Here is a 14,336-nt window from a genome sequence, read left to right on the forward strand (position 1 = left end):
ATTGCACTTGGTTTATGCTAATTAATCGCTCACGGAATAAGGAAGGAAAATGGAATTGGATATCTACGTGGTGGACGCCTTCACCGATACGCAATTCAAAGGCAACTCAGCAGCGGTGATACCGTTAGAGGAATGGCTAGCCCCAGAATTGATGCAAAATATCGCGACAGAAAACAACTTATCAGAGACGGCTTTCCTAAAGTCCATTGGCGCAAACCAATATGAGATTCGTTGGTTCTCTCCGATTACTGAAATCGATTTCTGTGGACACGCAACACTGGCCTCTTCGTTAGTTCTGTTTGATGAGTTTGGCATTAATGGCACGATTGAATTTCATACTCTGGAAGTAGGGACCCTCACCGTAGAGAAGAATGCGCAAGGTAAGATCGAGATGACGTTCCCTGCTCGTCCTCCAAAAGCCGTTTCTGATATTCCCTCGGCATTGATTGAAGGCCTAAGTTGCGATGTGGAACGCGTACTGCTTAGCCCTCAAGCGTATTTCGTGGTGGTCGGCAACCAGCAGGAGGTACTTGAGGTTCAATACCGTTCAGAGCACCTCAAGACACTCGCTCCTTACGATGTGGTCGTTACCGCAAAAGGCGATCAACAAGACTTTGTATCTCGTTACTTTTGGCCTGCAAATGGTGGTGACGAAGACCCCGTAACTGGCTCGATTCACGCTGGGTTAGCACCGTTCTGGGCAGAAGCGTTAGGCAAAACATCACTGGTCGCTTACCAAGCTTCTCAGCGCGGAGGCATTTTGCACTGTGAAGTTACTGGCGAACAAGTAAGAGTATCTGGCGACGGCGTGCTCTACATGAAAGGCAAGATTTTTGTGTAGACCTTTAGTTTGTCTTTAGCATTAGCCCAATAAAACAAAGCCCAGCGTTATTGAGCTATATAACGCTGGGCTTGATGGTTTGAGTAGAGTGATGTCGAACTACTGGAACTTCTCACCCGCAGCAGCAACGAACGCCATTTCTACCAACAGTTCAGGATTTGCCAATTCAACTTTGACACAAGCACGGCTTGGTGCGCAGCCCTCAGGGAACCACGCATCCCACACTTCGTTAAGCGCATCGAAGTTAGCAAAATCCGTCACGTAAATCGTCACAGATAAGATGCGCGATTTATCGCTATCAACACTGGCTAGCATTTGCTCGGCTTGGTCGAAGATCTGCTGCACTTGCCCTTTCATATCCGCAGTGGTGTCAGCTTCTGCCACCTCAACAAAGTTGGCAATACCGTTGAATACCGTTACATCAGACCAACGTTTGCATGGATTAATACGATGAATTGTCATGTTATTTCTCTTAATTACGACTTCTCAACCAAACACACAGGCGCACCGATGTCGCACGAATATCCGGTTGGAGTGATAGCGCCAGTTTCCGGATTCCTGTGAAAGCTAGCGACATTATGTGAATGTTGATTAGCAACGAGCATCCACTGCCCGTCACGGGATAAAACAAAATCTCTTGGGAACGCGCCACCACAATCGGACGCGGCAATTTGAACCGGAATATTACTCGTTACATCAAATGTACTGATCAGATTTTGCGCGCGGCATGAGACATAGACAAAGCGCTCATCCGCAGAGAGACGAATAGCAGACGCCGCTTCTTTGTTCTCCTCGTCGGCTAGCAGCTTAACTTGCTGAACCAGATTCCACTGCCCGCTATGCTTACGGAATACCACCAGCGTTTCGGACAGTTCGCAAACAACGTACGCGACGGATTCATCACGATTGAAGATCAAATGACGAGGCCCAGAGCCAGCAGGCACAGCGATGCTTTGAGAAAGTGAAAACTTAACTGTCTCACCGTCATTGTCGTAGTCATAGAAATGAACACAGTCTGTGCCTAAATCGACCACAGCCAATTGAGCGGAGTGTTTTAGAAAAGTGACTTGATGGGCATGAGGTGAAGTTTGACGGTCAATATTCGGCCCATTGCCTTCTACATACAATTCTGCAATGGATTTCAAAGGCTTACCTTGCTCATCAAGTTGGTAAACACTTACATTGCCGGAACCGTAGTTTGCAACAGCGAGTAACTCTTCTTTAATGTCGATATGGCAAGGGTAATCACCTTCAATTGGCAATGCATAGCTGTCTGTTTTTTCGGAAAATATTAGCTCTGCACCTTCCAAGCGATCGACTTCATTAAAGGTATATAAACCCTCTCCTTTGAGCGCAAGGTAAGAAGGGTTACGAACCGTTTTTACTGCTTCCGGAACATGTTCATTGATGAGCGTTAATGCGCCAGTAGCAGTATCGAGAGAAACACACGCAATGCCCTGACTTTGGCTTGGTGAATCGGTATAGGTGCCTACATAAAAATGTAAGTGACCATTTACTATCATGGGAAACCTTTAGGAGATAAAAGAGTGCTTAACCGATAAGATGCCGCCTGCGTTACCAGACGGCAATCCCTTTTAGTTATCAATCGGTTAAAGTGTGAAGCAACCGCTCAGTTGGTACGACAATAGCTACAATGGTTTCATCAAAGATAATCGCATTTTCATTGATGATTTGTTGATACGCTTTAGCGTCAGATTGACTAATACCACGGCCCTGCTTGGCGAGCTCAATCAAGGTTAAACCTAAGTCGGCGACTTTGATGGCAGACTCTGCAACTGGCACCGTTTCTACTGATGCCACGTTGGCCGCGAAAATAGGTTTGGCTTGCTGCGCCGCTAAATTAACGCTTTGATAATGCATCGCTAACGCATCCAACGCGGTTTTATTACCTTGAGCATAAGCTGCGACCAAATCTTTCATCTCGTACACTGCTAGGCTTTCTACTGGCAATGCATCCGCAAAGCGGTTTAGTCGCTCATACTGGTTGTACAAATCACCCTCGTTTGGCGTAGAGATCCACTTCTCCCAATGACGAGCGTAGTATTGAGCCGGCTCGATGTACTTCGCTAACGTTTGTAGCGGTGCTTCGTCCGCACCATTAGCAAGACGTTTCAACATCATATTGGCATCGGCATGATGGCGCAGACCAAGCGAAATCTCAGACCATGTATCCATCACCTTCATGCGCTTGTACATGCTGCGCTCATCGATCAGGTCTTGGCTCGACCATAGGCGCTCAGCAATCGCGTAGCTTCTGGGCCATAAACGTTGCTCGATGGTCATTGAATCGAGGTTCTCACCCCAAATGGTGATTTCTCCACCTAAAATTAACTGCTGTTCTTTCTCGGTCAGCTCAGCCGGATAGCCGCCATTCGGCTCAGGAATGACACTCCCTGCCATGTCACTACTCGCGACCAATTCTCCAGTCGCAGGCCAACGAACATTGCCAATCAATTGGTAACTGGTGTCTTTCAACTTGCCATCAGCAAAGTCATAGTTGAATTCGGTGTAAGACATAAAGTTATCGAAGTAGCCTTTAAACTTCACACCTGGCACATACTCGATGATGAACACCTCTTCACGCGACTTACCGTTGTAATCGGTAAACGCACGGTAGCTGCCATCTGTCGCTTCAATAATGGTTAGATTACCTGTACGTGGGCCGCCTTTGTTGCGTGGTTTCACCCAATCATAAGTCGCAAATTTCTCACCTTGATGAAGTTGGTCATCAACCGTGATTCCTTTCGGCATTGGGTCATTGCGATAGTGGTAACTGGTTGGTTGTGGCTGGTCTAGGTAATAGCCTGTTGAGAGAATACCTTGGTAGCCCTCTTTTGCTGCTCGACCGATACTGTCGTGCCCTTGCCAGCTTTGAATCACAATCGAGGTTGGAAGGTCTTTGTGCCAGATTTCATCCCAGCCAGTCATCTTCTTGTCGCGCTGTTCCAGCATCTGTTCAACCTTGGTGTTCAGATACGATTGCAGACCACGCTCTCCATCCAGATTGTTGTCTTTGATGAATTGCTGAATCTTCGGGTTATCTTTCCACTGTTGGTAATTTGGTTCATCGCCGCCGATATGGAAGTACTCATCTGGGAAGAGCTCAACCACTTCGTCAAACACGCTCGCCAGCATCTTGTAGAGTTCAGGGTTGGTCGGGTCCATTAACGGCTCAAACACACCCCAGTCACGTTGATGCGGATAAGACTGCTCACCCATACCAGACATTAATTCAGGGTAAGCGTGCGCCACTGCCGAAGCATGTCCCGGCAAAGAAATTTCAGGGATAACTCGAATACCAAGGTTACGCGCGTAATTCACCACATAACGGATTTCATCTTTGGTGTAGTAATCACCATCTGCTGTGTCTTGCCACAGCTTTTGGTAATTATCGAGCTGGATGCGAATCGCTTGGTCATCCCAAATATGCCAATGGAAAACGTTCATTTTTGCTGATGCCATCGCATCAAGTTGACGAAGAATCACGTCGAGTTCAATGAAGTGACGAGAAGTGTCGTAAGAAACACCACGCCAAGGAAAGCGCGGCTCATCTTGAATCGATACTGTAGGTACAAAGTACCCAGTCACGTCCGTAGTCACCAGCTGCAAAAAGGTTTCTAAACCATGGAAAGCACCGTAAGGGCGTTCGGAGCGAATGATGATCTGACCATTACGCGATTCAAGTTGGTACGATTCATCACTGTTAATGTCTTGCACCTCTGACTTGGGCGCATTACGAATATCAATCACCAAGGTCGCGTTTTTTTCCGACTCAGCATGCCAGTTCAACATTGGTAAGCCGGTTTGGCGATATAGACGGTCCATGGTGCGCTTAGCGTTGAACTGCACGCGCGGTGAATCGTAGCCTTTGATGTAAATGCTGAAGGATTTATCCAGTGTGATTTTACCCTGCCCCAACTCTACATTTTTTGGGTAAGGCATTAGGTTAAGATCGGTGTTGGGAGTCATCGCCATCGCTGCCGTTGGAATTGTGATTAAGCCTGAAATGAGTAGTGCTAATGTACCTTTGTTCATCCGCGCCATCCTATTGTTACTAGGGTCTGTTGATCTTTCGCGGTTAAATTTTGTTCGAGATAAAATCGTTTTAGGCGCGACAAGGAGTGTGTAGCCTAGTCATTCTAAGCAAATACTCCTTAACAAAGCATAAAACGATTTTAGTCGGGGGCGCCTAGCCGAACCCTCTGGGCAGCGTTTGTTGGTCATTTCTACTGCGTTATCGACTTCTCATGTAGGCTAGCTACATAGCAAAGTCTCTGCCTTGTATAAATATCCAACAATTCGCTGCAAAAATCAGCTCGGAAGTTCAACAGACCCTATAATTGTTCAACCCAAGTCACGCTATTTAATGGGGTCTGGTGACTTGGGTAAAAGAGCTCAGTTTGAGTTACGCAACCAGTTCTACTGCTTCACGAACCAGCTTGCCAATTTCGTCCCACTGCTCGTTTTCAATTAAGCTCGGTGCCACCATCCAAGTGCCACCACAACAAACCACACGGTCGATGGCTAGGTAATCATTAACGTTGTTCTTACCGATACCGCCTGTCGGCATCAGACCCACATTAACGTATGGAGCCAACAGCGACTTCACCATCGCGATACCACCGCTCGCTTCCGCCGGGAAGAATTTGAGGAAGTTCAAACCCAACTCAAGAGCTTGTTCAACCTGACTTGGGTTATTCACTCCTGGTACGATTGGCATGTTGATTTCTTGGCAGCGACGCACGGTATTTGGGTTCAACCCCGGCGCGACAATAAACTCTGCACCCGCGTCTTTCGCTTGGGTAATTTGCTCTGGCGTCAGTACCGTGCCAGCACCGATGCACATTTGCGGGTAAGCATCGCGCATGGCTTTAATCGCATCGGCAGCGGCTTCTGTTCGAAACGTCACTTCTGCGACTGGCAGACCGTTTTCTACTAACACTTTTGCCAATGGAATTGCGTGCTCAACCTTATTGATTTGAATAACAGGAATAACTTTGAATTGCTGAAGTTGCTGAATCATTGCTTGGGACATAATACGTTCTCGGAAATTATCGAATTAGATGAGTCATGGCGTCGTTTGGAATGATCGCACCAGGATATTGAATAACGGTTGCCGCTAGTGCGTGACCGAGTTGGGCAGATTGCTCGCAACTTTGTTCGGTCAATCTGCCAGCAAGGTAACCAGCAGCAAAAGAGTCGCCGGCGGCACAGGTGTCGATCACTTTGACGACCTTCTCGGCGGCTACGTAAGCGGTTTGCTTGTCATCACCATGCGACCAAACCAATTTGCAAGGCTCACAGCCACGTTTAATCACGATTTCTCGGCAACCAAAGCGAAGGCAGCGCTGCTCGGCACTTTCCTCTTCACCCCATACCAAGACATCATCGTCTTCAGTGATAAGCGCAATGTCGACTAAAGGCAGAATTTGGCTGTACCAATGCTTTGCCTCTTGTGCAGACCAAAGTTGAGGACGGAAGTTATTATCGAAGATAACCTTGCCTCCAGCTTGTGAGAACTGGCTTAACGCCTTTTTAAGCCTTACTTTGCTATCGTCATTTAGAATCGCAATGCTGATGCCACTCAGATAGAGATAATGCAGCTCTCGGTTCGCAATCGCGGCTTCTAATTTGTTGAGCGAAGAGGTAGAGAAGTAACTTTTAACGGCTGCGCTGTCACGCCAGTATAGAAAGCTGCGTTCGCCCTCTTGGTCGGTCTGCACCATGTACAAACCCGGAAGCTGAGCAGGGAATATCTCGGCAAGGTCAGTCGCAATGCCCTCTTGTTGCCAGTTTTCCAGAAGCTCTTGAGAAAGTGCGTCTTCCCCAAGACCGGTCGCGTAGGACACTTGGACAGGCTGCTGAGCCGTTAGTCGAGAGAGGTAAAGTGCGGTATTGAGCGTGTCGCCACCAAAGCCTTTGCGAATTGGGTCGCCGCTCAGTTCAATCATGCATTCGCCAAAGAAAGCAATTTTAGTCTGGGATGAATCGGTCATCGTTCACCTACTTTGGATAAATTTAGAATGGTGGCTCGGGGGAGCCACCAGTTTGTCAGGAGCTTATAAGCGAGTTTCTGTTCGAGCCGGGAACTCTCTGCTGTTAAGCGTTTTGATTTGCCGCCGTTGCGCGGTTTTGTAGAGAAGCGTCTTCTTCCAGAACACCTTTGTCAGACAGTTCCATTTCCATCAGAGCACGCTCATCATCGAGGATTGCTCGTGCCATTTCTGGTGACACTTGGTTAGCTGGAGTCACTAAGCTCACTGCTACGCCTGCTGTTAGGGCAAACAAGCAAGATGGAATCACTGGGTTGCCCCAGAAAGCGGTCAGGTCAGGACTCATCATGACTGCAAATGAAGCAATAGACGCACCTGCCAATGTTGCCAATGCACCTTGCCAGTTGTAACGCTTCCAGAAGCGACCCAACATACCGCACACGAACATGCCAGACATGACTGTCGAGATCATCTTAGTGATGTAGCCGATGATGTCGTTAGAAGTTAGCGCGAACAGCAATGCACAACCGATCACTACAACCAAAGCCAAGCGAGAGTAATTCAACATGGATTCTTTGTTTGGCACACGACCGGTGAACATGACGTAAACATCACGCAGTAGGATAGACACGCCCGCAATCGCATCGGAACTCGCACTCGACATGGTTGCTGATAGACCAGCAATCAGAACGATAAGACCAACGCCTACTGGCAATACCGTTGCCGCGATGTATGGGAAAGCAAAGTTCGCGTTGTTTAGTTCAGGGTCAATCGCATGCGCCGCCATACCGATGACTGCTGGGATGATGGAGAAGAACAAGTACAGCACACCAGAAGCCACGAACGAACGGCGGATGGTTGATACATCTTTGCCTGAGTAGATGCGTTGGCGGAATGAAGGCGTTGCAAGTACACCCACACCAATCACGACGGCAAGAGAAACCGCAGGGATTAAACCAAGCTTATCAATCGCAAGGAAGCTCACCGCTTCTGGGTCCATGGCAGAGTACAGGTTATCCAAGCCGCCAATGTGTTGCACAGACAGTACCGCCATTAGGATGAAGCCAACAAACAAGATGATAGCTTGAATGGTGTCTGTCCAAACCACCGCAGTGTAGCCGCCAATAACCACGTAAATAGTAAACGCTGCTGCGATAATCATCTTCGCAGTGCTCAGCTCAATATCGGCAATCCACGCTAGGTACATACCACCACCAAGGATGTGTGCGCCCAACCAGCCAATAGAAGCGATAAAGATAAGCAGACCAACCACGTTCTTCACGATCCGGTTTGCACCTACGTAGTATGCGAGCTCTTCACTCATAGTCATAAAGTTGAGTTTACGAACTGGCGCAAACCACAGCGCCAATAACAAGATACCAATTGCGCCGCCAATGCCATAAAGCGCACCAGCCCAACCGTTTGAGTAACCAAAGCCCACCGCGCCCATACTAGAACCCGTGCCAACCATGGTTGCTACTGTGGTACCTAATACGAGGAACAGAGGTAAGCCTCGACCACCGAGTAGAAAGTCTTCACCTGATTTTTGATTGCGAGAGACAAACCATCCCAACCAAATTAAAAATAAGACATACGCACCGAAGCCGGTAAGAAAAAGTGTACTGTTCATTGAACACCTCTCATATCAAAATCCATCTTTCAGATTGATATAATTCCAGCAGCAAGTATTAGATTTTATTCCAGAAATTATCTAATTTTATTTTTATAGCTTTTACTAAATATATTAGGCACTACTGCTTTATGAAATTATATTTATGTAGGGAGTGAGAGTGCCAAAAAGATAATAACAGGAAAGTAATTAATTCCGGCACTCTATTTTATTTAATTAGGTAAAGTGTGATTTCTATCGGCGATCTTCGCGGTAGCAAGTCACATCGACTTCGACTTTCACGTCCACCACGAGATCACACACCATGCAAATACGTGCAGGTGGGTGGTCGCCAAAGAACTCTCTGAACACTTTATTGAACGATTGGAAGTAACGAGAATCCGTTAGTACCACTTTTACGTGTACCACGTCAGCAAGCGTGTAGCCTGCTTCTTCCATGATGTCGACACAGTTTTGAATCGCTAGGCGAGACTGGTCAACGATACCGCCTTCTACCACTTCGCCGTCAGTCATTGGTGTTTGACCCGAGACGTATAAGAAGCCGCCCGCTTCTGTTGCACGTGCAAATGGTAAATGTTGACCGCCAGTACCTACGCCGCCTTCTATACCATAACGTTTAATTGACATAATATTCTCCAGTGATAATGCTTAATCTATAAAATTAATTTATTTAATAAGTTATTGATGGGTATTATTTCTATAAATAAATACGCCATTTCTATTTTCGGTGACTTTATCTTTTAAATAAGATAGTTCGCCATTTACAAATACAGATTCAATACCTTGCGCGACGGAAATTGGATTTTCGAACGTTGCAGTATCTTTAATTGTATTTGGGTTAAATAAAACCAAGTCTGCGTAAGCGCCTGTTTTTATTTCCCCACGATCTTTCAATTGGTAGCGTGTTGCCGACATCCCCGTCATCTTGTGAATCGCTTCTGCCAATGGGAAAAGCTGCTCTTCACGACAGTAATGCCCCAAGACTTTCGGGAATGTGCCCCACAAACGTGGATGTGGATGCGGGTCATTTGGTAATCCATCCGAGCCCACCATGGTCAACTTATACTTAAGGACACGTTTGACGTCGTTTTCATCCATGCAGTGATAAACCGCGCCCGCAGGTTGCAACGCTTTTGCTGCTTCCATAAGAGGCAGTTGCATCTCGTCAGCAATGTCTTTCAGCATCTTGCCAGCGTGTTCAGGTTTACTTTCAGACCAAGTGATGAAGATGTCGATTTCATCCGTCACCTGTTTTAAATCCAGCGTTGAAGAACTGGCAGAATATGGGTAGCAATCGCAAGACACGTCTTGATGCTCAGAAACCTTATCCATCAAATCCAGCACTTCTACCGTGCGTCCCCAGTTGCCTGCACCTGCGCATTTCAGATGAGAAATCACCACTGGCACTTTGGCGTACTGCCCAGTTTCAAAGGCTTCTTCCATTGCGCTGATGATTTCTTCAAACTCGGTACGCATGTGTGTGGTGTAGATACCACCGTGATGGCCAAGAATTTCCGCTAGGCGCATCACTTCATCCGCGTTCGCTTGCTTGGCACTCGCATAAGCAAGACCCGAGCTCAAACCCAATGCGCCCTCTTCCATCGCTTGTGCCAGTGTTTGGCGCATTTGCTCGATTTCTTCATCGGTAGCCGTGCGCAGTAAGTCGTCCATCACGTTGTTACGTAAAGTTGTGTGACCGACCAACGCTGCAACGTTGACCGCAGGGTTCGCCGCTTGCACTGCCTTCGCATACTCCGCAAAAGTTGGGTATTTGAAGTCTTCCTGCTTGCCCAATAGATTCATTGGGTCTGGCGGAGTATCACTGAGTACCGCAGGGCTCGCGCTAATTCCGCAATTGCCTACAATTACCGTCGTCACGCCTTGGCTAATCTTTGGCAAGCAGTCAGGGTAACGAATCACATTGGTGTCATCGTGCGTGTGCACATCAATAAATCCCGGAGCCAACGCAAGACCCTGACCGTTGATAACCTTCTTTGCGGAAAGCTCGTCTAGCTGCCCTACTTGCTCAATACGATCTTGACGAATCGCAACATCAGCAATGAATGGTGCTGCACCCGTACCGTCAAATACCTCTACGCTTTTGATAATGGTATCGAACAACATACTTCACTCTCTTCGTCCGTCGTTAACATGATTCCATCTTAATAATTCTTGAAATTTAAACAGTGAAGAAACACACAAAAAACTAAGATTTGTTTGATACTTTCTAACACATTATTTATGGTAGTTAGCAACAAACACTTAATATCAATCACTTAGACCATGTTAGAAGTAGGTACGCCATGAAAGACAATCGCCAAAAGTGTGATAAAAACTATCATAATGAGTGTGTTACCACGCCAGGTTACGGAGAGAAAGCTCAACCTGTTGCGTGTAATTCCGATGGGTTACACAGTTTGATCCATGAAGAGATCACCTTGCCCGCTGCGGTGATCAAATCTTCTTCATTGAAGAACAACCTCGAATGGATGCAGCGTTTTGCCAATCAGCACAAAGTGAAGTTGTCACCGCACGGTAAAACCACCATGACTCCCGCTTTCTTTCAGCAGCAATTAGAAAACGGCGCTTGGGGCATTACCGTCGCAACGCCAGCTCAGGCAGAGATTGCGGTGCTAGGCGGAGCGAAAAACATCATCATGGCGAACCAACTAGTCGGGCGCGCTAACATGACCATCATCGCCAACTTGATTGAAACCCATGGAATCAACTTCTATTGCTGTGTGGATTCAAACCGAAACGTCAAAGCGCTAGAGCGTGCCTTCGCTGAATATCAGTTGCCGCTTAATGTACTGATTGAGTTTGGTGTCGAAGGCGGTCGCTGTGGATGCCGAAACCAACAAGATGTGGTTGAGCTCGCCACACTCATCCACCAGCAACCTCACCTTACGCTCAAAGGTATCGAGGTTTACGAAGGTGTCATTCATGGTGACAATGCTGAGCAGGACATCCGTGACTTCCTCAACACCACATTAGAAATCGCAGCCCAACTACAAAGCGACAAGTTGATTGAGTCCAAACCTCTTGTTACTGGCGCAGGCTCTGCTTGGTATGACGTGGTTTCTGAATGCTTCGCCAACCTAGAAGATTTTGATGCCGTCATTCGCCCAGGTTGCTACGCGATTCATGACACAGGCATTTACCTAGACGCACAAAACAAAGTCATGCAGCGCGCTGAAAACAACCAAGGTGCAGCGTGTGATTTAGGTGGTGACTTGGAATCGGCACTAGAGCTTTGGGCTTATATCATTTCTCGCCCTGAACCAACTAAGTTAGTTGCCGGCTTTGGTAAACGTGACGTGGCGTTTGATGCTGGATTGCCAATCCCTGAGCGCGCATACCGCGAAGGTGAGTCAATCTCTATTGAAAGTGCGGTAACGACCGCGGTGATGGATCAGCATGCGTTCATCGAAGTAGACGCAAACAGCGACCTTCAAGTGGGTGATATGATTGCCTTCTCAACCTCTCATCCATGTCTAACGTTTGATAAGTGGCGTGCAGTGGCGGTTTGTGATGATGAGTATCAAGTCACTCATTGGGTGAAAACCCGTTTCTGATGATGAGCTTAGTGAGGCTTTTCGTTATACTTCATGCCAAACCAGTGGAGGCGGCACAATCACCTCCATGCAAAAGATAGGAACACAGCTTGAGTTTAGAAGTCGATATTATCTCTCAAATCACTGAACGTTTCAGTGCGCTGCGCGATGCCGAAAAGAAGGTCGCGAAGTTGATCATGGACGACATTCAAACTGCCGCCAATGCCAGCATTACTGAACTGGCAGAAAGCGCAGAAGTGAGTGAAGCCACCATCACCCGTTTTGCCAAAGCTGTTGGCTGTAAAAACGTACGTGATATGAAGATCAAACTGGCACAAACCTTAACGGTTGGACAACGATTCATCCTTGAACCGCCTGATCAAAGTGGCTACCAAGGCATCTATGAGTCGATCAAGCAATCCCTTGATGTAAACCGCAGTTTGATTGTTGAAGAAGATATCGACACTGCCGTGAACTGGCTGCACAACGCAAGACAAGTTATCTGTATTGGTATGGGTGGTGGCTCAACCATTGCAGCACAGGAGATGCAGCATCGTTTGTTCCGTCTGGGCTACCCTGTTGTGGCGTACAACGATGGCTTGTTATCGCGCATGATTGCAGCGACGGCAGACGCGAACGATGTGTTGGTGATGATCTCAGCCACTGGCTATACCCCTGCCATCATAGAAACCGCGCAATTAGCCAAGCAGTACGGTGTAAAAGTCATTGTGATTACTCCAAAAGACACACCTTTGACTAAGCAAGCCGATTTGGTTCTGCCTATTGAACACCAAGAGACGGACTTCATATATAAACCATCGGCTTCTCGTTACGCGATGCTGGCGTTGGTTGATGTACTTTCGATGGCGTTGGCCGTTAATCATAAGCGACGCTCGCGCGATAAACTTCGTCGACTCAAAGTTGCTCTCGATTCTTATCGTGGCGGTTTGGAAAGACAGCCTCTTGGTGATTAAACCAACGTGATCTAGATACCCAAAATCTCGCTCATAAAACTCAAACAATAAAGCCCGATGTTCAGCCTCGGGCTTTGCTTTATCTCGCCATTTCTTTACGCGTGCACAGTAAACCTGATCCTTGTCTCGATTCTTCAATTTATCTTTCCTAATCCCACCAACATCACGGTAACCCACTATATTTGAATGAGAATATTCTTAGAGACGCATTCAAGAGTGAGGCCAGTTTCAATAATTAATCAATTGATGAATATTGAAGGAATTAACTTCCTAGCCGGACAAAACTGACTCACGTTACACTGAATGCAGTCCCACACTCTTCTATAGCTTGATACGAGTTCGAGCTCACCTTCTTAGAGGAAGCGTCGCATGATGAAGCGAATCATTATTGGCACCCTAGCCCTGACTCTTTTAACTGCCTGTTCCAAAGATGATGGACAGCAAGCCCTTGGCACATTAGAACGTGACCGCGTAACCTTCACTGCCACCTCTAACGAGATAATTCGTGCCCTACCCATTAAGGAAGGCAGCCAAGTCACCGAAGGAGAAGTGCTGGTTCAGCTCGATACAAAGAACCAAGAAGCCGTTTTAGCTCACGCCGTTGCCGAACAAGCCAAGGCTGACGCCTATCTTTTGAAATTGACCAATGGTGAGCGACCAGAAGACATTGCAGCAGCGCAAGCACGCGTTGCCAGAGCGGAAGCTCAATTGGTTGAAGCGCAAAAGAACTACCAACGTAAAGCAGAGTTAGTTCGCAAAAAGCTCATCAGCCAATCAGAAAAAGACACCGCTTTAGCAGCCAGAGATTCTGCCCGTGCAGAGCTAGACTCCTCACAAGAAGAGTTCAGCAAACTGACGGCTGGCTCTCGCCCTGAAGATATTGAACAAGCGAAAGCCGCACTCATGGCAGCAAAAGCCGATGTGGCACTGCAAGAACAGAAACTAGCAGAACTCACCATCACCGCCACGCGAGATGGCTTGTTGAATAACCTACCGTTTAACCTTGGCGAACGCGTCCCTGTGAATGGCGTGGTTGCTGTAATACAAGCCAGCCGGGTCCCATACGCTCGCGTTTATGTTCCTGCTAACTATCGAGTCGACTTTGTGCCGGGCAAAACGGTTAACGTGCATGTAGATGGCGTTGAGCAACCATATAGCGGCACCGTTCGTTGGGTAGCGACTGAGCCTTCATTTACGCCTTATTTCGCGCTTACCGAGGAAGAACGCTCGCGTTTGATGTACCTAGCAGAAGTCGACCTACAAGACTCCGCACAATCCTTGCCTTCAGGTATACCAGCGCAAGTGGATTTGGTGGAGTAAGCC

The 14,336-nt window shown here is 47.4% G+C and carries 12 protein-coding genes; 4 read left to right on the forward strand and 8 right to left on the reverse strand.

Translation table 11 applies throughout. The annotated features are described in order from the left end of the window. Nucleotides 1-49: 49 nt before the first annotated feature. Nucleotides 50-841 carry a PhzF family phenazine biosynthesis protein gene (locus KJB35_RS16750; protein ID WP_017821512.1) on the forward strand — a complete coding sequence of 264 codons (792 nt, stop codon included), beginning with the start codon at nucleotides 50-52 and terminating at the stop codon, nucleotides 839-841. Nucleotides 842-940: 99 nt separating this feature from the next. Here the strand turns inward: KJB35_RS16750 and KJB35_RS16755 are convergent, their stop codons facing one another. From KJB35_RS16755 to KJB35_RS16790, 8 genes are all read right to left on the reverse strand, one after another. After that, nucleotides 941-1,303, reverse strand: a complete 363-nt coding sequence (locus KJB35_RS16755) for a RidA family protein (RefSeq protein ID WP_005534602.1) — start codon at nucleotides 1,301-1,303, stop codon at nucleotides 941-943. 14 nt (nucleotides 1,304-1,317) lie between these two features. Beyond that, nucleotides 1,318-2,364 carry a lactonase family protein gene (locus KJB35_RS16760; RefSeq protein ID WP_213907594.1) on the reverse strand — a complete coding sequence of 349 codons (1,047 nt, stop codon included), beginning with the start codon at nucleotides 2,362-2,364 and terminating at the stop codon, nucleotides 1,318-1,320. A 79-nt stretch (nucleotides 2,365-2,443) separates the two neighbouring features. Beyond that, entirely contained in the window at nucleotides 2,444-4,897 is a 2,454-nt protein-coding gene (locus KJB35_RS16765) for a beta-N-acetylhexosaminidase (RefSeq protein ID WP_213907593.1), read from the reverse strand. Nucleotides 4,898-5,267: 370 nt separating this feature from the next. Continuing rightward, nucleotides 5,268-5,897: a bifunctional 4-hydroxy-2-oxoglutarate aldolase/2-dehydro-3-deoxy-phosphogluconate aldolase gene (locus KJB35_RS16770; protein WP_213907592.1), complete on the reverse strand. Its 630-nt coding sequence runs from the start codon at nucleotides 5,895-5,897 to the stop codon at nucleotides 5,268-5,270. A gap of 16 nt (nucleotides 5,898-5,913) precedes the next feature. Beyond that, nucleotides 5,914-6,858 (reverse strand): sugar kinase, encoded by a 945-nt coding sequence (locus KJB35_RS16775; protein ID WP_213907591.1) that lies wholly within the window; start codon nucleotides 6,856-6,858, stop codon nucleotides 5,914-5,916. Between the two features lie 103 nt (nucleotides 6,859-6,961). Next, nucleotides 6,962-8,485 carry a sodium:solute symporter family protein gene (locus KJB35_RS16780; protein ID WP_038895509.1) on the reverse strand — a complete coding sequence of 508 codons (1,524 nt, stop codon included), beginning with the start codon at nucleotides 8,483-8,485 and terminating at the stop codon, nucleotides 6,962-6,964. 234 nt (nucleotides 8,486-8,719) lie between these two features. Next, nucleotides 8,720-9,112: a RidA family protein gene (locus KJB35_RS16785; RefSeq protein WP_213907590.1), complete on the reverse strand. Its 393-nt coding sequence runs from the start codon at nucleotides 9,110-9,112 to the stop codon at nucleotides 8,720-8,722. A gap of 51 nt (nucleotides 9,113-9,163) precedes the next feature. Next, nucleotides 9,164-10,609: an amidohydrolase family protein gene (locus tag KJB35_RS16790; RefSeq protein ID WP_005425135.1), complete on the reverse strand. Its 1,446-nt coding sequence runs from the start codon at nucleotides 10,607-10,609 to the stop codon at nucleotides 9,164-9,166. A 179-nt stretch (nucleotides 10,610-10,788) separates the two neighbouring features. Between KJB35_RS16790 and KJB35_RS16795 the strand changes: the two genes are divergently transcribed. The 3 genes from KJB35_RS16795 to KJB35_RS16805 all read left to right on the forward strand — a co-directional run bounded on the left by KJB35_RS16795 (nucleotide 10,789) and on the right by KJB35_RS16805 (nucleotide 14,333). After that, nucleotides 10,789-12,060 carry an amino acid deaminase gene (locus KJB35_RS16795; protein WP_213907589.1) on the forward strand — a complete coding sequence of 424 codons (1,272 nt, stop codon included), beginning with the start codon at nucleotides 10,789-10,791 and terminating at the stop codon, nucleotides 12,058-12,060. 89 nt (nucleotides 12,061-12,149) lie between these two features. Continuing rightward, on the forward strand, nucleotides 12,150-13,013 hold the full coding sequence (locus KJB35_RS16800; RefSeq protein ID WP_213907588.1) for a MurR/RpiR family transcriptional regulator: 864 nt from the start codon (nucleotides 12,150-12,152) through the stop codon (nucleotides 13,011-13,013). A 369-nt stretch (nucleotides 13,014-13,382) separates the two neighbouring features. Further along, complete coding sequence (locus tag KJB35_RS16805; RefSeq protein ID WP_373417407.1) at nucleotides 13,383-14,333, forward strand: HlyD family secretion protein; 951 nt, start codon at nucleotides 13,383-13,385, stop codon at nucleotides 14,331-14,333. Nucleotides 14,334-14,336: the final 3 nt, after the last annotated feature.

Source organism: Vibrio sp. D431a (assembly GCF_030248655.1).
In the GTDB taxonomy this organism is placed as follows: domain Bacteria; phylum Pseudomonadota; class Gammaproteobacteria; order Enterobacterales; family Vibrionaceae; genus Vibrio; species Vibrio alginolyticus.

What these genes read in the sequence shown, in the direction of transcription:
- KJB35_RS16765 (WP_213907593.1), bottom strand. Translation starts at nt 4,897, where the DNA reads ATGAACAAAGGTACATTAGCACTACTCATTTCAGGCTTAATCACAATT.
- KJB35_RS16795 (WP_213907589.1), top strand. Translation starts at nt 10,789, where the DNA reads ATGAAAGACAATCGCCAAAAGTGTGATAAAAACTATCATAATGAGTGT.
- KJB35_RS16785 (WP_213907590.1), bottom strand. Translation starts at nt 9,112, where the DNA reads ATGTCAATTAAACGTTATGGTATAGAAGGCGGCGTAGGTACTGGCGGT.
- KJB35_RS16790 (WP_005425135.1), bottom strand. Translation starts at nt 10,609, where the DNA reads ATGTTGTTCGATACCATTATCAAAAGCGTAGAGGTATTTGACGGTACG.
- KJB35_RS16760 (WP_213907594.1), bottom strand. Translation starts at nt 2,364, where the DNA reads ATGATAGTAAATGGTCACTTACATTTTTATGTAGGCACCTATACCGAT.
- KJB35_RS16750 (WP_017821512.1), top strand. Translation starts at nt 50, where the DNA reads ATGGAATTGGATATCTACGTGGTGGACGCCTTCACCGATACGCAATTC.
- KJB35_RS16775 (WP_213907591.1), bottom strand. Translation starts at nt 6,858, where the DNA reads ATGACCGATTCATCCCAGACTAAAATTGCTTTCTTTGGCGAATGCATG.
- KJB35_RS16805 (WP_373417407.1), top strand. Translation starts at nt 13,383, where the DNA reads ATGATGAAGCGAATCATTATTGGCACCCTAGCCCTGACTCTTTTAACT.
- KJB35_RS16755 (WP_005534602.1), bottom strand. Translation starts at nt 1,303, where the DNA reads ATGACAATTCATCGTATTAATCCATGCAAACGTTGGTCTGATGTAACG.
- KJB35_RS16770 (WP_213907592.1), bottom strand. Translation starts at nt 5,897, where the DNA reads ATGTCCCAAGCAATGATTCAGCAACTTCAGCAATTCAAAGTTATTCCT.
- KJB35_RS16780 (WP_038895509.1), bottom strand. Translation starts at nt 8,485, where the DNA reads ATGAACAGTACACTTTTTCTTACCGGCTTCGGTGCGTATGTCTTATTT.